The organism is Cupriavidus alkaliphilus (genome assembly GCF_900094595.1).
GTDB classification, from domain to species: domain Bacteria; phylum Pseudomonadota; class Gammaproteobacteria; order Burkholderiales; family Burkholderiaceae; genus Cupriavidus; species Cupriavidus alkaliphilus.
This window is the reverse complement of the sequence record NZ_FMAD01000013.1, coordinates 63,229-87,439: the sequence shown is the minus strand read 5'-3', so window position 1 is coordinate 87,439 and position 24,211 is coordinate 63,229. Positions and strand designations below refer to the sequence as shown.

Annotated in this window: 25 protein-coding genes; 13 read left to right on the top strand and 12 right to left on the bottom strand. The window is 68.8% G+C overall.

Annotated features, from left to right (window positions below):
• Positions 1-3: 3 nt before the first annotated feature.
• The 9 genes from pncA (at position 4) to GA0116996_RS23530 (ending at position 9,402) form a co-directional block, all read left to right on the top strand.
• Positions 4-648, top strand: coding sequence for a bifunctional nicotinamidase/pyrazinamidase (pncA, locus tag GA0116996_RS23570; RefSeq protein ID WP_092316430.1), 645 nt, complete (start codon positions 4-6; stop codon positions 646-648).
• Between the two features lie 47 nt (positions 649-695).
• Entirely contained in the window at positions 696-1,874 is a 1,179-nt protein-coding gene (locus GA0116996_RS23565; protein ID WP_092316428.1) for an acetyl-CoA C-acyltransferase, read from the top strand.
• 244 nt (positions 1,875-2,118) lie between these two features.
• Positions 2,119-3,981, top strand: a complete 1,863-nt coding sequence (locus GA0116996_RS23560) for an acyl-CoA dehydrogenase (RefSeq protein ID WP_092316426.1) — start codon at positions 2,119-2,121, stop codon at positions 3,979-3,981.
• 69 nt (positions 3,982-4,050) lie between these two features.
• Positions 4,051-4,833, top strand: coding sequence for an SDR family oxidoreductase (locus GA0116996_RS23555; RefSeq protein ID WP_092316424.1), 783 nt, complete (start codon positions 4,051-4,053; stop codon positions 4,831-4,833).
• 103 nt (positions 4,834-4,936) lie between these two features.
• Positions 4,937-5,374, top strand: a complete 438-nt coding sequence (locus GA0116996_RS23550) for a PaaI family thioesterase (protein ID WP_092316422.1) — start codon at positions 4,937-4,939, stop codon at positions 5,372-5,374.
• A 96-nt stretch (positions 5,375-5,470) separates the two neighbouring features.
• Positions 5,471-6,481 carry an NADP-dependent oxidoreductase gene (locus GA0116996_RS23545; RefSeq protein ID WP_092316420.1) on the top strand — a complete coding sequence of 337 codons (1,011 nt, stop codon included), beginning with the start codon at positions 5,471-5,473 and terminating at the stop codon, positions 6,479-6,481.
• A gap of 77 nt (positions 6,482-6,558) precedes the next feature.
• Positions 6,559-7,422: a class II aldolase/adducin family protein gene (locus GA0116996_RS23540; protein WP_092316418.1), complete on the top strand. Its 864-nt coding sequence runs from the start codon at positions 6,559-6,561 to the stop codon at positions 7,420-7,422.
• Between the two features lie 62 nt (positions 7,423-7,484).
• Positions 7,485-8,387, top strand: coding sequence for an SDR family oxidoreductase (locus GA0116996_RS23535; RefSeq protein ID WP_092316416.1), 903 nt, complete (start codon positions 7,485-7,487; stop codon positions 8,385-8,387).
• Between the two features lie 67 nt (positions 8,388-8,454).
• Positions 8,455-9,402 (top strand): alpha/beta fold hydrolase, encoded by a 948-nt coding sequence (locus GA0116996_RS23530; protein ID WP_092316414.1) that lies wholly within the window; start codon positions 8,455-8,457, stop codon positions 9,400-9,402.
• Between the two features lie 64 nt (positions 9,403-9,466).
• On the opposite strand, the gene GA0116996_RS23525 is transcribed toward GA0116996_RS23530, so the two are convergent.
• The gene (locus GA0116996_RS23525; protein ID WP_092316412.1) at positions 9,467-9,988 is read right to left on the bottom strand and encodes an O-acetyl-ADP-ribose deacetylase; all 522 of its coding nucleotides are present in this window, start codon (positions 9,986-9,988) and stop codon (positions 9,467-9,469) included.
• Between the two features lie 88 nt (positions 9,989-10,076).
• Positions 10,077-11,225, bottom strand: a complete 1,149-nt coding sequence (locus GA0116996_RS23520) for an iron-containing alcohol dehydrogenase (protein ID WP_092316410.1) — start codon at positions 11,223-11,225, stop codon at positions 10,077-10,079.
• Positions 11,226-11,558: 333 nt separating this feature from the next.
• Between GA0116996_RS23520 and GA0116996_RS23515 the strand changes: the two genes are divergently transcribed.
• From GA0116996_RS23515 to GA0116996_RS23505, 3 genes are all read left to right on the top strand, one after another.
• The gene (locus GA0116996_RS23515) at positions 11,559-12,572 is read left to right on the top strand and encodes an alpha/beta hydrolase (RefSeq protein ID WP_092316408.1); all 1,014 of its coding nucleotides are present in this window, start codon (positions 11,559-11,561) and stop codon (positions 12,570-12,572) included.
• 72 nt (positions 12,573-12,644) lie between these two features.
• Positions 12,645-13,628, top strand: coding sequence for a tripartite tricarboxylate transporter substrate binding protein (locus tag GA0116996_RS23510; protein WP_092316406.1), 984 nt, complete (start codon positions 12,645-12,647; stop codon positions 13,626-13,628).
• A 123-nt stretch (positions 13,629-13,751) separates the two neighbouring features.
• On the top strand, positions 13,752-14,189 hold the full coding sequence (locus GA0116996_RS23505; RefSeq protein ID WP_092316404.1) for a YbgC/FadM family acyl-CoA thioesterase: 438 nt from the start codon (positions 13,752-13,754) through the stop codon (positions 14,187-14,189).
• Between the two features lie 116 nt (positions 14,190-14,305).
• Here GA0116996_RS23505 and denD read toward each other — a convergent pair whose 3' ends face one another.
• The 7 genes from denD to GA0116996_RS23470 form a co-directional block, all read right to left on the bottom strand.
• Positions 14,306-15,280: a D-erythronate dehydrogenase gene (denD, locus tag GA0116996_RS23500; RefSeq protein WP_092316402.1), complete on the bottom strand. Its 975-nt coding sequence runs from the start codon at positions 15,278-15,280 to the stop codon at positions 14,306-14,308.
• Positions 15,281-15,306: 26 nt separating this feature from the next.
• Positions 15,307-16,089: a 2-oxo-tetronate isomerase gene (gene otnI / locus GA0116996_RS23495; protein ID WP_092316400.1), complete on the bottom strand. Its 783-nt coding sequence runs from the start codon at positions 16,087-16,089 to the stop codon at positions 15,307-15,309.
• A gap of 26 nt (positions 16,090-16,115) precedes the next feature.
• The gene (locus tag GA0116996_RS23490; protein ID WP_092316398.1) at positions 16,116-17,480 is read right to left on the bottom strand and encodes an MFS transporter; all 1,365 of its coding nucleotides are present in this window, start codon (positions 17,478-17,480) and stop codon (positions 16,116-16,118) included.
• A gap of 142 nt (positions 17,481-17,622) precedes the next feature.
• Positions 17,623-18,276 carry a 3-oxo-tetronate 4-phosphate decarboxylase gene (gene otnC / locus GA0116996_RS23485; RefSeq protein ID WP_092316396.1) on the bottom strand — a complete coding sequence of 218 codons (654 nt, stop codon included), beginning with the start codon at positions 18,274-18,276 and terminating at the stop codon, positions 17,623-17,625.
• On the bottom strand, positions 18,276-19,547 hold the full coding sequence (gene otnK, locus GA0116996_RS23480) for a 3-oxo-tetronate kinase (protein WP_092316394.1): 1,272 nt from the start codon (positions 19,545-19,547) through the stop codon (positions 18,276-18,278). The genes otnC and otnK overlap by 1 nt, the downstream gene beginning before the upstream one ends.
• The gene (gene ltnD, locus GA0116996_RS23475; protein WP_092316392.1) at positions 19,544-20,452 is read right to left on the bottom strand and encodes an L-threonate dehydrogenase; all 909 of its coding nucleotides are present in this window, start codon (positions 20,450-20,452) and stop codon (positions 19,544-19,546) included. Before ltnD ends, otnK begins: the two co-directional genes overlap by 4 nt.
• Positions 20,453-20,501: 49 nt before the next feature.
• On the bottom strand, positions 20,502-21,236 hold the full coding sequence (locus tag GA0116996_RS23470; protein ID WP_092316547.1) for a FadR/GntR family transcriptional regulator: 735 nt from the start codon (positions 21,234-21,236) through the stop codon (positions 20,502-20,504).
• A gap of 195 nt (positions 21,237-21,431) precedes the next feature.
• Here GA0116996_RS23470 and GA0116996_RS23465 point away from each other — a divergent pair, with 195 nt between their 5' ends.
• Positions 21,432-21,860 (top strand): GNAT family N-acetyltransferase, encoded by a 429-nt coding sequence (locus GA0116996_RS23465; RefSeq protein WP_092316390.1) that lies wholly within the window; start codon positions 21,432-21,434, stop codon positions 21,858-21,860.
• A gap of 22 nt (positions 21,861-21,882) precedes the next feature.
• Here GA0116996_RS23465 and GA0116996_RS23460 read toward each other — a convergent pair whose 3' ends face one another.
• The 3 genes from GA0116996_RS23460 to ygfZ all read right to left on the bottom strand — a co-directional run bounded on the left by GA0116996_RS23460 (position 21,883) and on the right by ygfZ (position 24,120).
• Complete coding sequence (locus GA0116996_RS23460) at positions 21,883-22,710, bottom strand: NRDE family protein (RefSeq protein ID WP_092316388.1); 828 nt, start codon at positions 22,708-22,710, stop codon at positions 21,883-21,885.
• A gap of 85 nt (positions 22,711-22,795) precedes the next feature.
• The gene (locus GA0116996_RS23455; protein WP_012352764.1) at positions 22,796-23,086 is read right to left on the bottom strand and encodes a DUF4936 family protein; all 291 of its coding nucleotides are present in this window, start codon (positions 23,084-23,086) and stop codon (positions 22,796-22,798) included.
• 17 nt (positions 23,087-23,103) lie between these two features.
• Positions 23,104-24,120, bottom strand: a complete 1,017-nt coding sequence (ygfZ, locus tag GA0116996_RS23450) for a CAF17-like 4Fe-4S cluster assembly/insertion protein YgfZ (protein WP_092316386.1) — start codon at positions 24,118-24,120, stop codon at positions 23,104-23,106.
• Between the last annotated feature and the right edge of the window lie 91 nt (positions 24,121-24,211).

Genomic DNA, 24,211 nt, shown 5'->3' with positions numbered 1-24,211 from the left:
GACATGGACACCACTCTCCGACCTGACGATTGCCTGCTGGTGATCGACGTGCAGAACGACTTCATGCCGGGCGGCGCGCTTGCCGTGCCCAGCGGCGACGAGGTCGTGCCCGTCATCAACCGGCTGGCGCGCGCGTTCGGGCACGTGGTGCTGACGCAGGACTGGCATCCGGCCGCGCACGTCTCGTTCGCGGCCAACCATGCCGGCGCGCAGCCGTTCCAGACGCTGGCGCTGCCGTATGGCGAGCAGGTGCTGTGGCCGGTGCACTGCGTGCAGGACACGCCCGGCGCCGCGTTGCATGCGGGGCTGCACGTGCCGCACGCGCGGCTGGTGATCCGCAAGGGCCACCATGCCGGCGTGGACAGCTACTCCGCCTTTATGGAAGCGGACCGCACCACGCGCACCGGACTGGCCGGCTACCTGCGCGAGCATGGCGTCAGGCGCGTGTTCTGCGCCGGGCTGGCGACGGACTACTGCGTGGCGTGGAGCGCGCTCGACGCGCGCGCCGCGGGCTTCGAGGCCGCGGTGATCGAGGATGCGTGCCGGGCCATCGACCTGCAAGGGTCGCTGGCACAGGCATGGCAGGACCTCGGTGCCGCCGGCGTCGCGCGCGTGATGTCCGCCGACCTGCTCAGTGGCCAGGGCTGAACCGAAACACCGAACTGAACGACACAAGAGATTCCGAGGAGCAACACATGAACGAAGCAGTCATCGTATCCACCGCACGGACCGGCCTGGCCAAGAGCTGGAAGGGCGCCTTCAACATGACCCACGGCGCCACGCTGGGCGGCCATGCGGTCCAGCACGCCATCGCGCGCGCCAAGATCGAGGCCGCCGAGGTCGAAGACGTGCTGATGGGCTGCGCCAACCCGGAAGGCGCCACCGGCGCCAATATCGCCCGCCAGATCGCGCTGCGCGCCGGCTGCCCGGTCACCGTGCCCGGCGCCACCGTCAACCGCTTCTGCTCGTCGGGCCTGCAGACCATCGCCATGGCCGCGCAGCGCGTGATCGCCGACGAGGGCGACATCTTCGTCGCCGGCGGCGTGGAGAGCATCTCCTGCGTGCAGCAGGAAATGAACCGCCACATGGTCCAGGAGAGCTGGCTGACCAAGAACAAGCCGGAAATCTACTGGAACATGCTGCAGACCGCCGAGAACGTGGCCAAGCGCTACAACATCTCGAAGGACCGCCAGGACGAGTACGGCGTGCGCAGCCAGCAACGCGCCGCCGCCGCGCAGGAAGCCGGCAAGTTCAAGGACGAGATCGTGCCGATGACGGTGCTCGCCGGTGTCGCCGACAAGTCCACCGGCCAGCTGGTGACGAAGGAAGTGACCATCGACCGCGACGAAGGCATCCGCGCCGACACCACGCTCGAAGGCGTGTCCAAGATCCGCAGCGCGGTGCCGGGTGGCGTGATCACCGCCGGCAATGCCTCGCAGTTCTCGGACGGCGCCTCTGCGGCCGTGGTGATGAACGCGCGCGTGGCAGAGGCCCGCGGCCTGCAGCCGCTGGGCGTGTTCCGCGGCTTTGCCGTGGCCGGCTGCGAGCCTGACGAGATGGGTATCGGCCCGGTCTTTGCCGTGCCCAAGCTGCTGAAGAAGGCCGGCCTGAAGGTCGACGACATCGGCCTGTGGGAACTGAACGAAGCCTTCGCGGTGCAGGTGCTGTACTGCGCCGATACGCTGGGCATCCCGATGGATCGCCTCAACGTCAACGGCGGCGCCATCGCGGTGGGCCACCCGTACGGCGTGTCGGGCGCGCGCCTGGTCGGCCATGCGCTGATCGAAGGCAAGCGCCGCGGGGTGAAGTACGTGGTGGTGACCATGTGCATCGGTGGCGGGCAGGGCGCTGCGGGGCTGTTCGAAGTGCTGTAACGGCTGACAGCCCGGACAGACTGCCGGTTTGCTCCCCTCTCCCGCTCGCGGGAGAGGGGCAGGGGGTGAGGGCAGGCGGTGGCATACCGCCAGACTGCACTTCGTAGTACCGCCCGGCCCTCACCCCAACCCTCTCCCGCAAGCGGGAGAGGGAGCACCCCACACGGCGATTCAACCGAGGCGGCTCGCACCAAAAGACAAAAGAACTCGCGGCACGCCACGCAGTGCGCCGCATGGAGACACCATGTCGATGATCCTTTCCCGTCGCGACCTGAATTTCATCCTGTATGAATGGCTCAAGGTCGACGAGCTGACCCGCATTCCGCGCTACGCCGACCACTCGCGCGAGACCTTCGATGCCGCGCTGGACACCTGCGAGAAGATCGCCACCGACCTGTTCGCGCCGCACAACAAGAAGAACGACCAGCACGAACCCGAATTCGACGGCGAGACCGTCAGCATCATCCCCGAGGTCAGCACCGCGCTGAAGGCCTTCTGCGAGGCAGGGCTGATGGCTGCGGGCCAGGATTACGAACTGGGCGGCATGCAGCTGCCGGTGGTGGTCGAGAAAGCCGGCTTCGCCTACTTCAAGGGCGCCAACGTCGGCACCAGCTCCTACCCGTTCCTGACCATCGGCAACGCCAACCTGCTGCTCACGCACGGCACGCCGGCGCAGGTCGAGACCTTCGTCAAGCCGGAGATGGAAGGACGCTTCTTCGGCACCATGTGCCTGTCGGAGCCACAGGCCGGCTCGTCGCTGTCGGATATCACGACGCGCGCCGAGTATGAAGGCGAATCGCCGCTGGGCGCGCAATACCGCCTGCGCGGCAACAAGATGTGGATTTCCGCCGGCGAGCACGAGCTAAGCGACAATATCGTCCACCTGGTGCTGGCCAAGATCCCGGGCCCGGATGGCAAGCTGATCCCGGGCGTGAAGGGCATCTCGCTGTTTATCGTGCCCAAGTACCTGGTCAACGAAGACGGCTCGCTGGGCGAGCACAACGACGTGGTGCTGGCCGGCCTGAACCACAAGATGGGCTACCGCGGCACCACCAACTGCCTGCTGAACTTCGGCGAAGGCATGAAGTACCAGCCGGGCGGCAAGGCCGGCGCGATCGGCTACCTGGTAGGCGAGCCGCACAAGGGCCTGGCCTGCATGTTCCACATGATGAACGAGGCGCGTATCGGCGTGGGCCTGGGCGCGGTGATGCTCGGCTACACCGGCTACCTGCATGCGCTGGACTATGCGCGCAACCGCCCGCAAGGCCGCCCGGTCGGCCCCGGCGGCAAGGATGCCGCCAGCCCGCAGGTAAAGCTGGTCGAGCACGCCGATATCCGCCGCATGCTGCTGGCGCAGAAGAGCTATGTCGAGGGCGGCCTGGCGCTGAACCTGTACTGCGCGCGGCTGGTCGACGAGGAAGAGGCCGCTGCCGCCACCGGCGACCACGAAGCGCACGCGCGCCTGGCGCTGCTGCTCGACATCCTGACGCCGATCGCCAAGAGCTGGCCGTCGCAATGGTGCCTGGAGGCCAACAACCTGGCGATCCAGGTGCACGGCGGCTACGGCTACACCCGCGAATACAACGTCGAGCAGTTCTACCGCGACAACCGCCTGAACCCGATCCACGAAGGCACGCACGGCATCCAGGGCCTGGACTTGCTGGGCCGCAAGGTGGTGATGAAGGATGGCGCCGCGTTCAAACTGCTGGGCGAGCGCGTGCAGGCCACCATCGGCCGCGCGCTGGCCGCGGACGATGCCGAACTGGCGCAGCAGGCGCGCGCGCTCGGCGCCGCCACCAAGCGCCTTGCCGAAGTGACCCAGACCCTGTGGAGCGCCGACGATGCCAACGTGACGCTGGCCAACGCATCGGTCTACCTCGAAGCCTTCGGCCACGTGGTGGTGGCGTGGATCTGGCTGGAGCAGGCATTGCTGGCGCAAGCCGCGCTGGCGCAGGCGAGCGGCCGGGAAGACCAGGACTTCTATCGCGGCAAGCTGGCCGCGGCGGCGTACTTCTTCCGCTTCGAGCTGCCCAGGGTCGGTCCGCAGTTCGACCTGCTGGCATCGCTCGACCGCACCACGCTGGACATGCAGGACGCCTGGTTCTGAGCGCCTGGTTCTGAGCGCCGGCACTGGCTGCTTACTGCCTCATTCAAAGACAACCAAGGAAGAGACATCATGCGCACCATCCAGCAACTGTTTGACCTGAAGGGCAAGACCGCGCTGATCACCGGCGGCTCGCGCGGACTTGGCCTGCAGATTGCCGAGGCACTGGGCGAGCAGGGCGCGCGCATCGTGCTGTCGGCACGCAAGGCCGACGAGCTGCGCGCCGCGCAGGAACACCTGAAAGGCCTCGGCATCGAGGCCGACTGGATCGCTGCCGACGGCTCGCAGGAATCCGAGGTCGCGCGCCTGGCCGACGAGGCCATCGCCAGGCTTGGCCATATCGACATCCTGGTCAACAACGCCGGCGCCACTTGGGGCGCGCCGGCGGAAGACCATCCGCTGGAAGCGTGGGACAAGGTGATGAACCTGAATATCCGCGGCCTGTTCCTGCTGAGCCAGCGCGTCGGCAAGCTGTCGATGATCCCGCGCCGCCACGGCCGCATCATCAACGTGGCGTCGATCGCGGGCCTGGCCGGCAATCCGCCGGGCACCATGGAAACCATTGCCTACAACACCTCCAAGGGCGCGGTGGTCAACTTCACGCGCACGCTGGCGGCGGAGTGGGGCGAGCACAACATCACCGTCAACGCGCTGGCGCCGGGCTTCTTCCCGTCGAAGATGACCAGGGGCTCGCTCGAGCGCATGGGCGTCGAGGCGATGTGCGCGGGCGTGCCGCTGCATCGTCTGGGCGACGACGAAGACCTGAAGGGCGCGGCGCTGCTGTTTGCCAGCGATGCCGGCAAGCACATCACCGGGCAGATCCTGGCGGTGGACGGCGGCGTCAGCGCGGTCTGAGCCCAGTGTGAGCGACTGCCGGCGTTTGCGGCAATAATGCGGGACCGGCGCCGGCGGGCAAGCCGCCGGTGCCTCGCCCACCCCAACTTCCACTCGCATTGCCATGAACCAGTACACCGGCTCCCTGAGCCATATCCCGTTCCTTGCCGAGCTTGGCGTGACCTGCAGCCTGGCCGAGGGCGGGCGCAGCGAGATCTCGCTGCCGACCGAAAAGCGCCACCAGAACAGCTGGGACATGGCCCACGGCGGCGTGATCATGACGCTGCTCGATGTGGCCATGGCGGTGGCCGGCCGCAGCAGCGATGCCGATGGCCGCGGCGTGGTCACCATCGAGATGAAGAGCAGCTTCATGGCGCCGGGCCGCGGCCACCTGACCGCGCGCGGCACCACCGTGCATCGCACCACCACCATGGTGTTCTGCGAGGCCGAGATCGTCGATGCCGACGGCAAGACCGTGGCGCGCGGCTCGGGCACGTTCAAGTACATCCGGCGCATGCCGCCGCAGCGCCCGGGCGACACCGATACCGGCGCCGACGGCTGAGCGCCGGCGCAGCACAGGCGGGGCGCTCCATGAGCCGCATTGCCCCGCATCAGCAGTTTCCATGCAGTTTCCATCTCCCATTGGAAGGAACCCACCATGTCCAACACGTTCAAGCGCATCGTCCTCGCCTCGCGTCCCGAGGGCGCTGTGACGCCGGCCAATTTCCGGCTGGAAGAAGTGCCCGTGCCGCAGATCGCGGAGGGCCAGGTGCTGGTGCGCAACCACTACCTGTCGCTCGATCCGTACATGCGCGGCCGCATGAACGACAGCAAGTCGTATGCCGCGCCGCAGCCGCTCGATGAGGTGATGATCGGCGGCACCGTCGGCGAAGTAGTGGAAAGCAAGAACAGCAGGTTCAAGCCGGGCGACAAGGTGGTCGGCATGTTCGGCTGGCAGGAAATGGGCGTCAGCGACGGCACCGGCCTGCAGCCGGTCGATACCACGCATATCCCGCTGTCGGCCTACCTCGGCTCGGTCGGCATGCCGGGCGTGACCGCATGGTATGGCCTGAACAAGATCATCCAGCCCAAGGCGGGCAAGACCATCGCGGTCAGCGCCGCGTCTGGCGCGGTCGGCAGCGTGGTGGGCCAGCTCGCCAAGCTGGCCGGCTGCCGCGCAGTCGGCTTTGCCGGCGGCAAGGACAAGTGCGACTACGTGGTCAACGAGCTGGGTTTCGACGCCTGTATCGACTACAAGGCGGCCAAAGACCCCAAGGAGCTCTACACCATGCTCAAGGAGGCCACGCCCGACGGCATCGACGGCTACTTCGAGAACGTCGGCGGCGATATCCTCGACGCGGTGCTGTCGCGCATGAACGCCTTCGGCCGCATCGCCATGTGCGGCATGATCGCCGGCTATGACGGCCAGCCGCTGCCGCTGAAGAACCCGCAGCTGATCCTGGTCTCGCGCCTGACCATCGAGGGCTTTATCGTCTCCGAGCACATGGACGTGTGGCCGCAGGCGCTGAAGGAGCTGGGCACCGCGGTCGCGCAGGGCAAGCTCAAGTTCCGCGAGAGCATCGCCGAGGGCCTGGCGAGCGCGCCGGAAGCCTTCATGGGCCTGCTCAAGGGCAAGAACTTCGGCAAGCAGCTGGTCAAGCTGGTCTGAGCGCAGCACCGGCACGCCGCGTCCCCACGGGCGTGCCGGGCAGGACAACGCAGGCAAGACAAGAGGAGGAGACACCCATGGATGCCCCGCAGGTTCCGCAAGTCCAGCAAGTTCAGCAAGGTAGAGGCGACGAGATCGGCGCCGGCCTGCCGGAAGAGGTCAAGGCGCGCTACCGCAACCTGCCACGGCCGCCGCAGTTCGCCACCGTGGCCGAGGAGCGCCTGCACCGCAAGCAGCGCCTGGCCGCTGCCTTCCGGCTGTTCTCGAAATTCGGTTTCGACGAAGGCGTGGCCGGCCATATCACCGCGCGCGACCCCGAGTTTCCCGACACCTTCTGGGTCAATCCCTTCGGTGTGCATTTCAGCCAGGTCCGGGTCTCCAACCTGATCCGCTGCGACCACCACGGCGACGTGGTCGAGGGCGACTACCCGGTCAATGCCGCGGCCTTCGCCATCCATTCGCGCGTGCACCAGACCCGCCCCGACGCGGTCGCGGCCGCGCATTCGCACAGCACCCATGGCCGCGCCTGGTCGACGCTGGGCCGGCCGCTCGACCCGCTGACGCAGGATGTGTGCGCGTTCTACAACGACCATGCCGTCTATGACGACTTTGGCGGCGTGGTGGTGGAGCTCGACGAGGGCCAGCGCATCGCCAACGCGCTGGGGCAGAACAAGGCGGCCATCCTGCAGAACCACGGCCTGCTCACCGTCGGCAAGACCGTCGACGAAGCGGCGTGGTGGTTCATCACCATGGAGCGCTCCTGCCAGGTGCAGCTGCTGGCCGAAGCTGCCGCCGCGCGCACGCAGGCGCCGCTGAAGGTGATTGCCGACGCGGCCGCACGCCAGGCGTATTCGATCGTCGGCACCGCGCAGGCGGGCTGGTTCCAGTTCCAGCCGCTCTACGCCCGCATCGTCAAGGAACAGCCCGACCTGCTGGATTGAGCCAGCATGCCCGCCATGCCGCGGGCAGCCCCCCATTCGACTCACGCGACAGGACAGACGACATGAAGGATTTCTCCAACAAGGTGGCCGTCATTACCGGTGGCGCCTCGGGCTTCGGCAAGGAATTTGCCCGCATCGCAGCGGACCTCGGCATGAAGCTGGTGCTGGCCGACGTGCAGGAAGACGCGCTGGACGCGACCGTCGCCGAATTCCAGGCGCGCAACGTGCCGGTGATCGGCTTGCGCACCGACGTCTCGCAAGCCGGGCAGGTGCAGGCGCTGGCCGATGCCGCGATCGAGGCCTTCGGCCAGGTCAACCTGCTGTTCAACAATGCCGGCGTCGGCGCGGGCGGCCTGATCTGGGAAAACTCGGAGCGGGACTGGGAATGGGTGATGGGCGTCAACCTGTACGGCGTGGTGCACGGCGTGCGCATCTTCACGCCGCTGATGCTGGCGGCCGCGGAGAAGGACCCGGCGTTCGAGGGGCATATCGTCAACACCGCTTCGATGGCGGGCTTGCTGAATCCGCCGGCGATGGGCGTCTACAACGTGTCCAAGCACGCGGTGGTGGCGCTGTCCGAAACGCTGTACCAGGACCTCGGGCTGGTGACGCAGCAGGTGCGCTGCTCGGTGCTGTGCCCGTACTTCGTGCCGACCGGCATCAGCCAGTCGCAGCGCAACCGGCCCGCCGACCTGGCCAACCAGGCGCCGCCGACGCGCTCGCAGCTGGTGTCGCAGGCGCTGTCGGACAAGGCCGTCGGTTCCGGCAAAGTGAGCGCGGCGGAAGTGGCGCAGATCACCTTCGATGCCATCCGCGACGAAAGCTTCTATATTTATTCCCACCCCCAGGCGCTCGCCCCCGTGCGCCAGCGCTTCGAGGATATCGTCGGGCAGCGCAACCCCGGCGATCCGTTTGCCGACAAGCCCGAGGTCCGCGCGGGCCTGGTTGCCGCGTTGCGCGGCTGAGCTGACGTTCGCCAGCAGCGTTCGCCAACCCTGGCCAGCACCACGCCACAACGAGGAGGGACCGCATATGGAGAACAACATGGCAGCCCCCGCCGCCGTGATCCGCCACCTGCAATACGCCACGCTGCCCAATGAGACCCGGCTGCACTACGCCAGCGCGGGCGAGCGCGGCAAGCCGCTGATGCTGTTCGTGCACGGCTTTCCGGAATTCTGGTTCGAATGGGAGGCGCAGCTGGCCGAGTTCGGGCGCACGCATTTTGCCGTGGCGCCCGACCTGCGCGGCTTCAACCTGTCGAGCAAGCCCGCCGACGTGAATGCCTACCGGCCGCGCCATATCGTCGAAGACCTGGTGCAGCTGATCGGCGCGCTGGGCTATGAACAGGCCGTGGTGGTGGCGCACGACTGGGGCGGGGCGATCTGCTGGAATTTGGCGATCCAGTTCCCGCAGCTGGTGCGCCAGCTCATCATCGTCAATTCGCCGCACCCGTACCTGTTCGCGCGCGCGCTGGCCACCGATCCGGCGCAGCAGGCCGCGTCGGCCTACATGAACTGGCTGCGCAAGCCGGGCTCGGAACAGGCGCTGGCGGCCAACGACTTCGCGCTGCTGGACCGGATGCTGTCCGACGACGACGGCAAGCCGGCGGCCTGGTACACCGCCGAGACCCGCGCCAGGTACCACGCGGCGTGGTCGCAGCCGGGCGAAGGCAAGGACGCCGGGGTGCATCCGCTGACCGGCGGCGTCAATTTCTACCGGGCCTCGCCGATGCATCCGCCGGGCGAGGGCGAGCCGCCGCCCGATATTTCACGGCTGGACCCGGCCGCATTCGTGGTCAGGGTGCCGACGCTGGTGGTGTGGGGCGAGCGCGACCGCGCGCTGCCGAAGTCGCTGGCGGATGGCCTGGCCGATTTCGTACCCGACCTGCGGCTGGAGCGCATCCCAGAGGGCACGCACTGGGTGATCCACGAGCAGCCGGAACGGATCAACCAGCTGATCCGCAGCGCGCTGCCGGCCTGACCGCTGGCGCCGCTGGCACCGCAAAAACCCGCATGCGGCGGCACAGGCCGCCGCATGCCGGGGTTCAGCTCAGCCGCTCGCGGTAAAGCCGGTAGTTCTCGTCATCGAAGCAGACGAAGGTGACCTGCTCGATCTCCGGCGCCCCGGCCAGCGCCTCGCGCACAGCGGCGATGGCGATATCCGCCGCGCGTTCGCGCGGGAAACCATAGATGCCGGTGCTGATGTTGGGGAAGGCCAGCGTGCGCAGGTGATGCTGCGCCGCCAGCCGGATGCTGTTGCGATAGGCATTGCCGAGCTGCTCTTCCTCGCCCTGGCTCCCGCCTTGCCACACCGGCCCGACCGCGTGGATCACGTAGGGCGCCGGCAGGCGGCCACCGGTGGTGAGCACCGCCTCGCCGGTGGGGCAGCCGCCCTGCGCGTCGCGGATCGCGCGGCAGGCCTCCATGATGGCGGGGCCGCCGGCCCCGTGGATGGCCCCGTCGACGCCGCCGCCGCCGAGCAGGCCGCTGTTGGCCGCATTGACGATGGCATCGACTTCCATCCGGGTAATGTCGCCATGGACTACCTGCAAGTGCTCGCCGCTCATAGTGTCTCCTGCGCTGTGGAGGGAGGGCCGCCGGACAGCCGCTTGGTCGGTCCGACCGGCGGGAAGCCGCTGGGTGCTACGCGGTGTGCTACATGGACTGCTCAAGCATACGCCGATAATCCGCGGCGCTGGCTTCTTTCGGGTTGGTCTTGTGGCAGTGGTCGAGCAGCGCGCCCGCGATCACCTTGTCGAACATGTCCTCGGTGACGCCCATCTGGCGCAGGCCGGTGGGCAGGCCCAGGCGCGCGGTCATGTCGTGCACCGCCTGCGCCAGGTCGGCGCCGTCGGGCAGGTGCATGGCGCGGCGCAGGCGCGCGTAGCGGTGATCGCGCACCACGCTGGGGGCGTCGGCATTGAAGCGCAGCACCGCCGGCATCACCACCGCGTTGAGGGTGCCGTGGTGCAGGCCGGTGCGGCCGTCGATCTTGAGCCCGCCCAGCGGGTGCGACAGCGAATGCACGCAGCCCAGGCCCTTCTGGAACGCCATCGCGCCCTGCATCGACGCGCTCATCATGTTCAGGCGCGCATCGCGGTCGTTGCCGTCGCGGGTGGCGCGCTCGATATGGGTCCAGCCGCGCTCCAGGCCGTCGAGCGCGATGCCGTCCGCGGGCGGGTTGAAGGCGGGCGCCAGGAAGGTCTCGATGCAGTGGGCGATGGCGTCCATGCCGGTGGCAGCGGTCAGGCCTGCGGGCAGGCCCAGCGTCAGCTCGGGGTCGCACACCGCGGACTTGGGTAGCAGGTGCCAGGAATGGAAGCCCAGCTTGCGGCCGTCGTCCAGGATGATGATGGCGCCGCGCGCAACCTCGCTGCCGGTGCCGGAGGTGGTGGGCACCGCGATCAGCGGCGCGGCCTGGTCGGTGATCTTGCCGCTGCCGCCTTCGATGGTGGCATAGGTGGTCAGCTCGCCCTCGTGCGTGGCCAGGATGGCGATGCCCTTGGCCAGGTCGATCGACGACCCGCCGCCCACCGCCACCAGTCCGTCGCAGCCTTGTTCGCGGTACTGCGCGGCGGCCTTGCGCACCATGGCCTCGGTCGGGTTCGACGGGGTCTCGTCGAACACCGCCACCGGCAAGCCCTGCATCGCGTCGATGGCGCGCTGCGCCACGCCGGCCGCGACCACGCCCTGGTCGGTCACCAGCAGCGGCCGGCGGATGCCGATGCGCTCGCATTCCGACTTCAGCACGTTGACCGCGCCGAAGTCCAGGTGAATGTGGGTCAGATAGTAGATGAACGCCATGTTTGCTTGTCTCCTGCTGGGATCTGCCGCGAAATCGTTGGAATTCCTTGTTGTCACGGGCCTGGCGCCGTGCGCTGTCCTGGGGTTCAATGGACCTGCCGCAATCGTTTCCGCTCGCCCTCGGCGTGCTGCCAGCCGATCATCGCGCAAAAACTTGCCGCGTGGCACGCTGAGTAGGACTTTTCGGGGTTATCTCGGACTGCCCCGGGTCGGAAACATCTGGCATCATACTAAAATCGAACGATCGTTCACTATTCGAACTTCTCCCGATGCCGACGCCGCGCCAGCGCTGCGCGCGCGGCCTGCACGGGGGTTTGCGCCGCATCACGCCCTATGTCTGCCGTACCGTCTTCCCTATCCGCCACGCCAGGCCTGCCGGACCGTCCGCTGGACCCGCAGATGGCCGCGTTGCTGGCCTTGATCGCGCGCGCCAAGCGACCGCCGATCCACGCCATGGCGCCGGAAGACGCCAAGATCGCCTACGAGAAAAGCGCGCCGATCCTCGACATCAACCCGCCGCCGGTGCATAGCGCGGAAGACCTGCTGGTGCCGGCCCGCGACGGCCACGCCATCCCGGTGCGGCTGTATGTGCCGCGCGAGGCCAGCTGGATCGAGCCGCTGCCGCTGCTGGTGTACTTCCATGGCGGCGGCTTCACGGTCGGCAGCGTCGATTCGCACGATCCGCTGTGCCGCCTGCTGTGCGGCCAGGCCGATTGCATGGTGCTGTCGGTGGATTACCGGCTGGGGCCCGAGTGGCGCTTCCCGACCGCGGTCAACGACGCCTTCGATGTGCTGCACTGGGTCTTCGCCGAAGCCGACAAGCTCGGCGCCGACCCGGCGCGCATCGGCCTGGGCGGCGATAGCGCCGGCGGCACGCTGGCCGCGGCCTGCGCGGTCGAGGCGCGCGATGCCGGCCTCGCGCCGGTGCTGCAGCTGCTGGTCTATCCGGGCACCTGCGCGCGCCAGGATACGCCGTCGCACCGCGCGCTGGCGGACGGCTACCTGCTGACGGCGGACATGATCCGCTGGTTCTTCGCGCAGTACCTGGACCAGGAGGCCAGCCGCGACGACTGGCGCTTTGCTCCGCTCGACGGCGGCGGCAGCGGTGCCGAGGTGGGCGGGGTGTGCCCGGCCTGGATCGCGGTGGCCGGCTACGACCCGCTGCATGACGAGGGCGTGGCCTACGCCGAAAAGCTGCGCGCCGCCGGGGTTGCCGCCACGCTGGCCGATTACCCCGGCATGATCCATGACTTCTTCAAGCTGGGCCGGTTCGTGCCCGCGGTGGCGCAGGCGCATGCCGATGCCGTCGCCGCGCTGCGCACCGCGTTCGGCACCTTGCAGGACTAGGCGCCGCCTTGCGGTCGCGCCGGCCCACGCATTTTTCAAGCAGTGATTTGCAGCACTAGGAGACATCGTCAAATGCAACGCCGCCACTTCCTCGCCCGCGCGGGCATCGCCGCCGCCACCGCGGCCCTCGGTCTTGCCGCCATGCCCGCCCAGGCCCAGGCCGACAAATTCCCGCAGCGCCCGATCCGGCTGGTGATCGGCTACACCGCCGGCGGCTCCACGGATATCCCGTTTCGCGTGCTGGCCGACAACGCCTCGAAGATCCTGGGCCAGCCGGTGATCGTCGAGAACAAGCCGGGTGCCGGCGGCGTGCTGCCGGCGCAGCTGATGCAGAGCACCGCGCCCGACGGCTACACGCTGGCGCAGGTGGCCATGCCGGTCTACCGCCTGCCGTACACCACCAAGATCAACTGGGACCCGGTCAAGGACCTGAGCTACATCATCAACCTTGCCGGCTATTCGTTCGGCCTGGTGGTGCCGGCGGATTCGCCGATCAAGACCATGCAGGAGTACGTTGCCTACGCCAAGGCCAACCCGGGCAAGCTGACCTATGGCTCGCCGGGTTCGATGACCACGCTGCACCTGACCATGGAAGAACTGGCCATGAAGCAGGGCGTGCAGTTTTCGCATATCCCGTACAAGGGCAATTCGGAATCGATGCAGGCGCTGCTCGGCGGCCACGTGATGTCGGTCGCCGATACGCCGGCCTGGGCGCCGTACGTGGAACAGGGCAAGCTGCGCCTGCTGTCGACCTGGGGCGAGAAGCGCTCGGCGCGCTTCCCCAACGTGCCGACGCTGAAGGAACTGGGCATGGGCATCGTGCAGACCTCGCCGTTCGGCCTGGTCGCGCCCAAGGGCACCGACCCGAAGATCGTGCAGAAGCTGCATGACGCCTTCAAGAAGGCCATGGAAATGCCCAACTACCGCGAGTCGCTGGCCAAGTTCGACATGGAGCCGTTCTACATGAACACCCAGCAGTACGCGCAGTTCGCGGCCGACACCGTCAAGAAGGAAAAGGCGATCATCGAGAAGCTCGGGCTGGCCAAGCCGCAGTAAGCCTGCGGCCCGCCACCGCCTCGCATGCATCCAGGCCGCCGCGCCTGCCGGCCCCGCGCCGGCGGGTACGGCGGCCTGATGTCTTTACAGCGTTCCGGAACAATCAACAAGGAGACCACGTCAATGGCCAAAGAGGAGTTCCGCCATACCATCCCGCTGCGCGTGCGCTGGTCCGAAGTCGACCCGCAATCGATCGTCTTCAATGCGCACTACCTGACGTATTGCGATATCTGCGTGACCGAGTACTGGCGCGCGCTGGGCATCCGCTATCCGGAAGACGTGCTGCACGCGCACGGCGTGGATATCTTCGTGGTCAAGTCGACGCTTGAGTACCACGCGTCGGCGCGCTTCGACGACCAGCTCGACATCCGCGGCCGCATGGCGCGGCTGGGGCGGTCGAGCATGCTGTTCCGGGTGGAGATGTATCGGGGCGACGAGCACCTGATCACCGGTGAAATCGTCTATGTGTGCGCGGATCCGGCGACGCAGAAGTCGGCGGCGATTCCGGGGGTAGTGCGGGAGGTGATCGAGGGGTATGAGGTGGTGAAGCCGGCGGGGTGATGGCGAGCCCCTGAGCTTGAAAATCCCACTTGTTTGCTCCCCTCTCCCGCAAGCGGGAGAGGGGACCGGCGCTCAGAAAATGAAGAGGCGGTCGCCAATGCGAAGGGATAGTGGCCTTACTTCCCCACCCCCGCATCCTCCATATAAGCCCGGATCACCGCATCAAAGCTGGCATCGCTCTGGAACCCCAGCGCCAGCGCGCGCTCCGCATTCCACGCCGCCGGCCACGTGCCGACGATCTTCTCGACGCGTTCCTCGCGTTCCCACGTCACCAGGTCCGCCACCGCGTCGCCCGCGACGCGGCGCAGCGCGTCGACCATGCCCGCCGCCGTGACCGACAGCCCCGGCAGGTTGACCGCGCGGCGGTTGCCCAGGCGCTCGCCCGCCAGTTCGATGCCGTTGACCAGCGCCGCCACCGCGGCGCGCGGCGACAGCAGCCACAGCTTGGTGTCGGGTGCCACCGGGCAGTTGGCGGCGACACCCGACAGCGGCTCGCGGATGATGCCGCTGGCGAACGACGAGGCCGCCGCATTGGGCTTGCCGGGGCGCACGCTGATGGTGGGCAGGCGCAGCACGCGGCCGTCGACGAAGCCGCGGCGGCTGTAGTCAGACAGCAGCAGTTCGCCGATGGCCTTCTGCACGCCGTACGACGATTGCGGATTGAGCGCGGTGTCGTCCTGCACCACCGGCGGCAGCTCGCCGCCATAGACCGCGACCGAGCTGGTGAACAGCACGCGCGGCTTGTGGCCAAGTTCACGGCAGGTTTCGAGCAGCGCGCGCGAGGCATCCAGGTTGACGCGCATGCCCAGGTCGAAATCGGCCTCGGCCTGGCCGCTGACCACGGCAGCGAGGTGGAACACCGCGCCGGTGTCCCGGTCGATGGCCTGGCGCAGCACCGCCGCATCGGACAGGTCGCCGGTGACCACGCGCACGCGCGCATCGTCGAGGCCTTGCGGCGCGACCACGTCGAGCAGCGTCAGGCGCTCGAAGGCAACGGCCTTGCCGTCCAGGTTCAGGGTGCCGCGTTGCAGCAGCAGGCGGGCCAGCTGCAGGCCGAGGAATCCGGCGCCGCCGGTAATCAGTACGTTCATGGCAAGAGATCTTCAGTGGTTTTGCATCAGCGGCCGAGGTAGGGCTTGAGCCAGCCCAGGCCTTCCGACGTGCCGGCGCGCGGGCGGTATTCGCAGCCGATCCAGCCGGCATAGCCGAGCGCGTCGATGACGTCGAACAGGTAGGGGTAGTGCAGCTCGCCCAGGTCCGGCTCATGGCGCTCGGGCACGCCGGCGATCTGGATATGGCCGATGCCGGCAAAGTCGCGCCTGAGCTTCATCGCGACATCGCCCTCGACGATCTGGCAGTGGTAGCAGTCGAACTGCACCTTGAGGTTGGCCGCGCCGACCTCCTTGCAGATCGCCTGGCCGTCGTCCTGGCGGTTGAGGAAATAGCCCGGCATGTCGCGCGTGTTGATCGGCTCGATCAGCACGGTCACGCCCTGGGCGGCCGCCGCATTGGCGGCGAAGGCCAGGTTCTCCAGGTAGGCGGCGCGGCAGCGCGCGGGGTCGGCATCTGCGGGGACCAGGCCCGCCATCACATGGATGCGGTCGTTGCCGATCACACCGGCGTATTCGAGCGCGCGGCCGATGCTGCCGCGGAATTCCGCCTCGCGTCCCGGCAGCGCCGCCAGGCCGCGCTCGCCCGCCGCCCAGTCGCCCGGCGGGGCATTGAACAGCGCCTGCGCGAGGCCGTTCGCGTCGAGGCGCGCGCACAGCTCGGCGGCGGGGTGCTCGTACGGGAACAGGTACTCGACCGCCTGGAAGCCGTCGGCCGCGGCAGCGGCAAAGCGGTCCAGGAAGGCGTGCTCTTGGTACATCATCGACAGGTTGGCGGCAAAGCGCGGCATGGGAAACTCCGGAAGCGAAAGCGGGTTCAGCGATTGACCAGTTTAGCGGGCGTCAGCCACACCAGCACCGCGCCGACCACCAGGATGGCCGACAGCACGTACATCGGCAGCTGGGTGCTCTGGGTCAGGTCCTTGAGCGCGCCCACCATGTACGGCGACACGAAGCCGGCCAGGTTGCCCACCGAGTTGACCACCGCAATGCCCGAGGCCGCGGCGATGCCCGACAGGAACGACGTCGGCAGCGACCAGAACAGCGGCGCGCAGGTCAGCACGCCCGCGGCGGCCAGCGACAGCGCGGCAATCGCCACGGTCGTATTGTTGGTGAAGGAGGCGGCGATGGCAAAGCCCGCGGCACCCATCAGCGCCGGCACGATCAGGTGCCAGCGGCGCTCGCGGCGCGCGTCGGCACTGTGGCCCAGGATGTTCATCACCACCACCGCGCAGATAAACGGGATCGCCGACAGCAGGCCGATGTTGAGGTTGCCGGTCACGCCGCTGGACTTCACCAGCGTGGGCATCCAGAAGGTCAGCGCGTACTGGCCGGTGACGAAGCAGAAGTAGATCAGGCACATCCACCACACGCGGCGGTCGGCGAACACCGCGCCGAGCGAGTGGCCATGCCCCTTGCCGGCGGCGGCGCCGGCATTGCGCTGGTCTTCCTCGATATTGCGCTTGAGCACGCGCTTTTCGTCGGCGTCCAGCCACGGGGCCTTGTCGATGCCGTCGCGCAGCACGAAGATCGTCAGCAAGCCGATCACGAACGCGGGCAGCGCCTCGAGCAGGAACATCCACTGCCAGCCACGCATGCCGTGGGTGCCGTTGAACGCGTCCATGATCCAGCCCGACAGCGGGTTGCCGAACATGCCGGCGATGGGGATGCCGGACATGAACAGCGCGATCATCTTGGCGCGGCGGTTGGCCGGGAACCAGTAGGTCAGGTACAGGATCACGCCGGGATAGAAGCCGGCTTCGGCCAGGCCCAGCAGGAAGCGCATCACGTAGAACTGCGTCGGCGTCTGCACGAACATGAACAGCGCCGAGATGATGCCCCACGTGATCATGATGCGCGCGATCCAGATGCGCGCGCCGATCTTGTGCATCAACAGGTTGCTGGGCAGCTCGAACAGGAAATAGCCGATGAAGAACAGGCCCGCGCCCAGGCCGAACACGGTTTCGGAGAAGGCCAGGTCCTGGCCCATCTGCAGCTTGGCGAAGCCGACGTTGACGCGGTCGAGGTAGGCGACCACGTAGCACAGCATCAGGAACGGCATGATGCGCCAGAACACCTTGCTGTAGGCGCGTTTCTCGATCTGGGTGTCGGCGTCGAGCCGGGCGTTGCCGCCCAGGCTGTCGAAGGCGGGCACGCTGGCCGCCGGTTGGTTGGATGGCATCGGTGGTCTCCGGTATGGTGGTGGGTCTGGTCTTGTGGTTGCGGCCACGCGCGGATTGCAGGCGTGCGCGTCCCCCGCGCGGTGGCCGGGGCCGCCGCGCCGGGATCAGGCCGGGGTGGTCAGGGAAGCGGCGGGGCTGGTGCTACCAGCGCGCCTGGAAGGCGTCGCGCAGCTCAGCCAGGGCGTTGTCGGGCAGCGCCGCGCGGGCGGCAAAGCCGGGTACGTCTTTCATGGTCATCCATAGCTTGGCGGTCTCCTCCAGTTCTTCCAGCGCGAACGCGGCGCGCGAGACGCTGGACTCCCACACCACCGGCCCCAGGCGCTCCAGCAGCACGCCACGCACCTGCGCGGCCAGCGTGGCCACGCGCGCGGCCACCGCGGGATCGCCGGGCCGGTGATAGGGAATCAGCGGGATATGGCCGACCTTCATCACGTAGTAGGGCGTGAGCGGCGGCAGTACGTCGTCCGCTTGCCAGACACCGGCCAGCGTCAGGGCCACGAGGTGCGTCGAGTGCGTATGCACCACGGCGTTCGCCCCGGGGTTGTTGTCATAGATGGCGCGATGCAGCGTCAGCGTCTTCGACGGCTTGTCGCCCGAGACCCAGCGGCCGTCGACGGCGACCTTGGCGACCGCGGCCGGATCCATCATGCCCAGGCAGGCATCGGTCGGCGTGATCAGCCAGCCATCGTCCAGCCGTGCGCTGATGTTGCCGGCCGAGCCGACGGTATAGCCGCGCTGGTAGAGGCTGGCGCCGATGCGGCAGATCTCTTCGCGCAGCTTGCTTTCGGTGCTCATCACTGGCCTCCCAGCTGGCGCAGCGCTTGGTCGAAAAAGTCCGGCCCGCCGAAGTTGCCGGACTTGAGCGCCAGCGCCAGCGGCGTGGCATCCAGCGTGACGGTTGCCGGCACCCCCGGCGCGATCTGCGCGCCGATGCGCAGCGCGGTCACGCCCAGTGCCTGCACCACCGCGCCCGAGGTCTCGCCGCCGGCCACCACGAAGCGCCGCGTGCCGCGGGCCTTCAGCCCGGCGGCGACCGCGGCCAGGCATTGCTCGACCAGGTGGCCGGCGCGCGCCACGCCCAGCTCGGCCTGCACCGCCTTGACCTGGTCCGGGCTCGACGTTGCATAGACCAGCACGGGCTGGTCATGCGCGGCGGCAAAGGCGAGCGCGGCGTCGGCCACGGCCTCGCCGCGCGCCAGCGCGAGCGGGTCGATGCGCAGCGCCGGGCGGCCTTGCTCCAGCCAGCGTGCCACCTGGCCGTTGGTCGCGCGCGAGGCGCTGCCGGCCAGCACCACGCCGGGGCCGTCGATGGCCGGCACCGCGTCGGCGTCGGCGCGCTGCGGCAACAGGCCGGCGCGGCGGAAGTTTCCGGGCAGGCCCAGCGCGATGCCGGAGCCGCCGGTGATCAGCGGCAGGCCGGCGCACGCCTCACCCAGCGTGAGCAGGTCCGCGTCGGAGACCGCATCGGCAATTGCCATGCGCACGCCGTCGCCGCGCAGCGCGGCGATGCGCTCGGCGGTGGCCTGCGCCCCGCGCGCGACCGCGTCGTAGCGCAGCAGCCCCACCTTGTGCTTGCTCTGGCGCTGCAGCACGCGCACCAGGTTGGCATCGGTCATCGGCGTGAGCGGATGGTGCTCCATGCCCGATTCGTTCAGCAGCGCATCGCCGACGAACAGGTGGCCGCGGAAAATGGTGCGGCCGTTCTCGGGGAAGGCCGGGCAGGCGATGGTGAAGTCGCTGTCCAGCGCCGCCAGCAAGGCCTCGGCCACCGGGCCGATATTGCCGGCGTCGGTCGAATCGAAGGTGGAGCAGTACTTGAAGACGAACTGGCGGCAGCCCTGCGCGCGCAGCCACTGCAGCGCGGCCAGCGACTCGGCCACGGCCTGGGCCGCGGGCACGGTGCGCGACTTGAGCGCGACCACCACGGCGTCGGCGCTGCCGATATCGGCCATGGATCCGGGCACGCCGATGGTCTGCACGGTACGCATGCCATTGCGCACCAGCGTGTTGGCGAGGTCGGTGGCGCCGGTAAAGTCGTCGGCGATGCAGCCAAGGAGGGCGGTCATGGTTGCGCCTCCTTATTCAGCTGGCCCGGCAGCTCGATGCCCGGGAAGATCTTGATCACCGCCGAATCGTCCTCGCCGCCGTGGCCGGCGGTCGAAGCCATCATGAACATCTGGTGCGCGGCCGCGGACAGCGGCAGCGGGAATTTGCTGGTGCGCGCGGTGTCGAGCACCATGCCCAGGTCCTTGACGAAGATGTCGACCGCGGACAGCGGCGTGTAGTCGCCCTTCAGGATATGCGGCACGCGATTCTCGAACATCCACGAGTTGCCCGCGCTGTGGGTGATCACGTCATAGAGCGCATCCGGATCCACGCCTTCGCGCAGGCCCAGCGCCATCGCTTCGGCGGCCGCGGCGATATGCACGCCGGCCAGCAGCTGGTTGATGATCTTGACCTTGGAGCCGGCGCCGTGCGCAGCCCCCAGGCGGTACACCTTGCCGGCGATGGCAGCCAGCACGTCCTCGGCCAGCGTATACGCCTCGGCGGGGCCGGAGGTCATCATGGTCATCTCGCCGCTGGCGGCGCGCGCGGCGCCGCCCGAGACCGGCGCGTCGAGCATCAGCAGGCCTTTTTCGGCGAGGCGCTGTCCCAGGGTCTCGGCAAAGCCCGGCGGCACCGTGGCGCTGGCGATCACCAGCTTGCCCGGCTGCATCGCCGCCGCGGCACCGTCGGCGCCGAACAGCACCGCCTCGGTCTGCTGCGCGTTGACCACCAGCGTCAGCACCACGTCGCAGCGGCTGCCCAGCTCGGCGGGCGAGGCGCAGGGCACGCCGCCGGCATCGGCAAAGCGCTGCAGCACTTGCGGGCGCAGATCGCAGGCGTGCACGTTGAAACCGGCCCGCAGCAGCGACTGCGCGACACCAAAGCCCATGGCACCAAGGCCGATGACGCCGATATTCCTGGACATAGGGACTCCCTGAAACAGATACGGATGATTCGATGCTTGCTGTGGCGCGTCAGTTGGTCGCGCCGTGCGCGGCGCCGCTCTCGTCGGCGCCCAGCTGGGCCAGCCGGTGCGCGGCGTTGTACATGTGGTTCTGCGCGGCATTGCGCGCGGCCAGCGGGTCGCCGGCGCGGATCGCGGCGACGATGGCCTGGTGTTCCTCGCGCACCTGGCGCGAAAAGTCCGCGCGCCGCGCCTCGTTGGTGCGGGTCACGCGCGTGGCGGCTTCCAGGTACTGGCTCAGGAATTCGAGCGTCTTGAGGAAATAGGGGTTGCCGGTCGCTTCGGCGATGGCGCGGTGGAAGCCCACGTCCTCGGCGACGCCATCGCCGCCCTGCGCCACCACCTCGTCGAGGCGGGCCAGCGCGGCGTCGATCGCCGCCATCGAGGCATCGGTGCGGCGCCGGGCCGCCTGCGCGGCCACCTCGGCCTCGATCGCGCGGCGCAGCTCGACGATCTGCAGCACAGATTCCAGCGTGCCGGTGTCGGTGTAGTCGATGCGCAGCGGCCGGATGCCGGCCTGCAACGTCACGAACACGCCGCTGCCCTGGCGCGACTCGACCACGCCTTCGTATTTCAGCCGGGAGATGGCCTCGCGCACCACGGTGCGGCTGACGCCGAACTCCTCGGACAGCACCGCCTCGGTGGGCAGCTTGTCGCCGCGGGCAAAGGCGCCGCTCTGGATCTTGTCCAGCAGCTGTTCGGCAACGTTGTCGGTGAGGGCGCGGGCAGGGACTTTCTGGAACACGGCAGCTTTCCCGGTCATTCGGTAATCAGGTCATCATACAAATTTGCTATACGGCTGCCGACCCCAGGTAAACCCTGACATGGTGCAGAGCGGCAGGGATCTGTGCGGACAGTGCTCCACATTGGTGCGACTGCGACGGGTACGGTCCTGGCGTATCATTGGCGCCCGCCTTTCCCCTTGCCCGCTTTCACCGCCATGCCCGCTACAGTCCTGATCTGTCCCTGGTCCGAAGCCCGCGACCGCGCGCGCGCCATCCGCTACACCGTCTTTGTCGAAGAGCAGGGCGTGCCGGTGGAACTGGAATGGGACGAGTGGGACGAGCCCAGCTGGCACGCGCTGGCGCTGGCCGACGACGGCACGCCGCTGGCCACCGGCCGGCTGCTGCCCGATGGCCATATCGGCCGCATGGCCGTGCTGAAGCCGGCGCGCGGCAGCGGCGTCGGTGCGCTGGTGCTGGAGGCGCTGATGCGCAAGGCGGAACAGCTGGGTTATCCGGAGCTGGTGCTCAATGCGCAGACCCACGCGGCGCCGTTCTATGCGCGCGTGGGCTTCGAGCAGGTGGGGGCGGAATTCGAAGAGGCCGGCATCCCGCACGTGGAGATGCGCAAGCGCCTGCCCGGCTGAGGTGCCCGTTGCACCGCGCGCGTCAGCGCGGCGCCTGCACGATGCCGGTGTCGCGCGACAGGTTCAGCGTGCCGTGGAAGGCCACGTCGCCGACGCGCCCGTCGGCGTCGAAGCTGCGCTCGTTCAGGTCGAAGCGTCCGTCGTGGCGGATGCGCAGGACCGTGCTGGCGCGCGTGCCATACATCGGCGAGCGGATAAAGGCGGACGACAGCAGCTTTTCCCACTCCGGCGCCACGCCGGTGGCGGGCAGCTCGAAATCCGCGGCCTGGCGTTCGTCGGCGAGCATCTGCAGGTAGGGTTCGGCGCTGGCGGTGGCCTGGCCGCTGTCTGCGGCCAGCACTTCGGCCAGCGCGCCGACGCGGCTGCGCACCTTGGGCCAGGGCGTATCGAGCAGCGCGTTGGACAGCCCGTACAGGCCCGGACGCAGCCGTTGCGGCTGGCGCGAGGCCGAGCGGTTGCTGTACCACCATAGTTCGCGCAGGTCGCTCGCCAGCAGGTTGAAGCCGTTGTAGCCGCGGTCTTCGCCGGCGAGGCCGTCGAGGTAGTCGAACGGCGCCGCGTGGCCGCGCAGGAATCCCGCCACCAGCTCGCCGCGCGAGCGCGCGTCGGTGCGTTTTTCGGACGGGGCGCGGTAGTTGGTCAGCGCGGCGAAGCGGCCGTCGGCGTTGACCCCCATCCAGGTGCCGGGCTCGCCGATGACCTCGGCGAGGTCGCGGCCGGCCAGCACCTGGGGCGCATCCTGCCACCAGTGCGCGGCCGCCGCGGGGCGGGCATAGAATTCATCGCGGTTGCCGGCCACGACCAGGGCATAGTCCGGGTGCGATTGCCAGGCAACCAGGATCAGACACATCGATTCGCTTCCTTTGCCGGGGGACCGCGCCAGCGGTTCCCGCGTACTTCAGTCCGACGGCGCCCACACGACGTCTGTAGTGCGCCTACAGCACGTCCAGGTCGATAAAGTGCTCGGCACGCCGCTCGCCTTCCACCCACTGGTCCAGCCCGCTCTGGCGCCACAGCCCTTCCAGCGTGGCATCGAACGCGGGCGGCACGTCGGCGTAGCACTCCATCCAGGTCTGCACGCCGGCGCGGGTTTCCGGCCTGCGCATCAGCGTACCACCAATTCCGGTGGCTTCGGCCACCGTTTCCATCCAGCGGTGCCAGTGGGGCAGCGCCTCGGCGGCGACGGCTTCCGGCACACGGAAATAGACGTAAAGGTGATCGCTCATGGCGGGTCCTGTGGCAATCAGCCGGCGGCCTGGGCGGCTTCCCCCAGCGGCACCGCGTAGGGCAGGCTGGCGGTGGCCACCGCCGCGCCCTCGGCGCTGCCCAGCCGCAGCGCGCTGCCGGCGGCATCGATCTTCAGCTCGGCCAGCCCGGCCCAGCCGCCATCTGGCGCGGGCGCGGCGTTGACGATCATGCCGCAGGGCTGGCCCGGGTCTTCCGGACGATAGATCTCGGCGGCGGGCGCCGGCACCTCGCCTTCGCCCTGCACCAGCCACATGCGGCGCTTGAGCGTGCCGCGGTACTGGCTGCGCGCCACCACTTCCTGGCCCGGATAGCAGCCCTTGCGGAAATTGACGCCGCCGATCAGCTCGAAATTGATCATCTGCGGCACGAACTGCTCCTGCGTGGCGGCGACGATGCGGGGCAGCCCGGATTGCACTTCGAGCCAGTCCCACAGCGCCGGCGCGGCGCCGGTCAGCGTGGCGGACAGCGCCGCGCGCACCGCGTCGGCGCGCTCGGCCGGCAGCACCAGTTGCCAGCGCGGCTGGCCGGCGCTGTCCGGCAGGCGGATCACGGTGGCGCCGTCGGCCGTGGCCACGGCAAAGGCGGCTTCCGGCGCGGGCAGCCCGGCCGCGGCCAGCGCCCCGGCGGCGCCGGCGCCGGCCACGCCGAGGATGGCGTGGGTCGGGGTGATATCGGACAGCCTGGCCTTGGCGCGCAGCACGAACATCGACAGCCGCTTCTGCACCGCGGCCTGGATCTCGGCCGACAGCTGCAGCACGATGCCGTCGGCGTCGCGCCACATCAGCAAGGTGGCCAGCAGCCGGCCCTTGGGCGAGCAGTAGCCGGCCAGGCGCGCCGTGCCCGGCGCCAGGTCGTCGACCGCGTTGGTCAGCTGGGTGTGCAGGAAGCTGGCGGCATCGTCGCCCGCCACGCGAACGAGGCCGAGCCCGGCCGGGGCGCAGACCACGCCGCCGGCCTGCAGCGCGTCAAGGTTTGCGGCGAGTTCCTGGGCTTGGGGATTCAGTGCTGGCATTGCGAGGCAGTCGTCGAGGCAAATCGGGGAGGGAAGGAAACGGGCCACCGAGGGTGCGCGGTGCCGGACGCGCGGGAGGCGCCGGCGCCAC

Coding starts and splice junctions, on each gene's coding strand:
- GA0116996_RS23510 (WP_092316406.1), top strand. CDS start 12,645: ATGCAACGCCGCCACTTCCTCGCCCGCGCGGGCATCGCCGCCGCCACC.
- GA0116996_RS23560 (WP_092316426.1), top strand. CDS start 2,119: ATGTCGATGATCCTTTCCCGTCGCGACCTGAATTTCATCCTGTATGAA.
- otnI (WP_092316400.1), bottom strand. CDS start 16,089: ATGCCGCGCTTTGCCGCCAACCTGTCGATGATGTACCAAGAGCACGCC.
- otnK (WP_092316394.1), bottom strand. CDS start 19,547: ATGACCGCCCTCCTTGGCTGCATCGCCGACGACTTTACCGGCGCCACC.
- GA0116996_RS23525 (WP_092316412.1), bottom strand. CDS start 9,988: ATGAGCGGCGAGCACTTGCAGGTAGTCCATGGCGACATTACCCGGATG.
- GA0116996_RS23460 (WP_092316388.1), bottom strand. CDS start 22,710: ATGTGTCTGATCCTGGTTGCCTGGCAATCGCACCCGGACTATGCCCTG.
- GA0116996_RS23540 (WP_092316418.1), top strand. CDS start 6,559: ATGGATGCCCCGCAGGTTCCGCAAGTCCAGCAAGTTCAGCAAGGTAGA.
- GA0116996_RS23505 (WP_092316404.1), top strand. CDS start 13,752: ATGGCCAAAGAGGAGTTCCGCCATACCATCCCGCTGCGCGTGCGCTGG.
- ygfZ (WP_092316386.1), bottom strand. CDS start 24,120: ATGCCAGCACTGAATCCCCAAGCCCAGGAACTCGCCGCAAACCTTGAC.
- GA0116996_RS23555 (WP_092316424.1), top strand. CDS start 4,051: ATGCGCACCATCCAGCAACTGTTTGACCTGAAGGGCAAGACCGCGCTG.
- GA0116996_RS23520 (WP_092316410.1), bottom strand. CDS start 11,225: ATGGCGTTCATCTACTATCTGACCCACATTCACCTGGACTTCGGCGCG.
- GA0116996_RS23545 (WP_092316420.1), top strand. CDS start 5,471: ATGTCCAACACGTTCAAGCGCATCGTCCTCGCCTCGCGTCCCGAGGGC.
- GA0116996_RS23565 (WP_092316428.1), top strand. CDS start 696: ATGAACGAAGCAGTCATCGTATCCACCGCACGGACCGGCCTGGCCAAG.
- GA0116996_RS23535 (WP_092316416.1), top strand. CDS start 7,485: ATGAAGGATTTCTCCAACAAGGTGGCCGTCATTACCGGTGGCGCCTCG.
- otnC (WP_092316396.1), bottom strand. CDS start 18,276: ATGAGCACCGAAAGCAAGCTGCGCGAAGAGATCTGCCGCATCGGCGCC.
- GA0116996_RS23455 (WP_012352764.1), bottom strand. CDS start 23,086: ATGAGCGATCACCTTTACGTCTATTTCCGTGTGCCGGAAGCCGTCGCC.
- GA0116996_RS23530 (WP_092316414.1), top strand. CDS start 8,455: ATGGAGAACAACATGGCAGCCCCCGCCGCCGTGATCCGCCACCTGCAA.
- GA0116996_RS23515 (WP_092316408.1), top strand. CDS start 11,559: ATGTCTGCCGTACCGTCTTCCCTATCCGCCACGCCAGGCCTGCCGGAC.
- GA0116996_RS23550 (WP_092316422.1), top strand. CDS start 4,937: ATGAACCAGTACACCGGCTCCCTGAGCCATATCCCGTTCCTTGCCGAG.
- GA0116996_RS23465 (WP_092316390.1), top strand. CDS start 21,432: ATGCCCGCTACAGTCCTGATCTGTCCCTGGTCCGAAGCCCGCGACCGC.
- ltnD (WP_092316392.1), bottom strand. CDS start 20,452: ATGTCCAGGAATATCGGCGTCATCGGCCTTGGTGCCATGGGCTTTGGT.
- GA0116996_RS23490 (WP_092316398.1), bottom strand. CDS start 17,480: ATGCCATCCAACCAACCGGCGGCCAGCGTGCCCGCCTTCGACAGCCTG.
- denD (WP_092316402.1), bottom strand. CDS start 15,280: ATGAACGTACTGATTACCGGCGGCGCCGGATTCCTCGGCCTGCAGCTG.
- pncA (WP_092316430.1), top strand. CDS start 4: ATGGACACCACTCTCCGACCTGACGATTGCCTGCTGGTGATCGACGTG.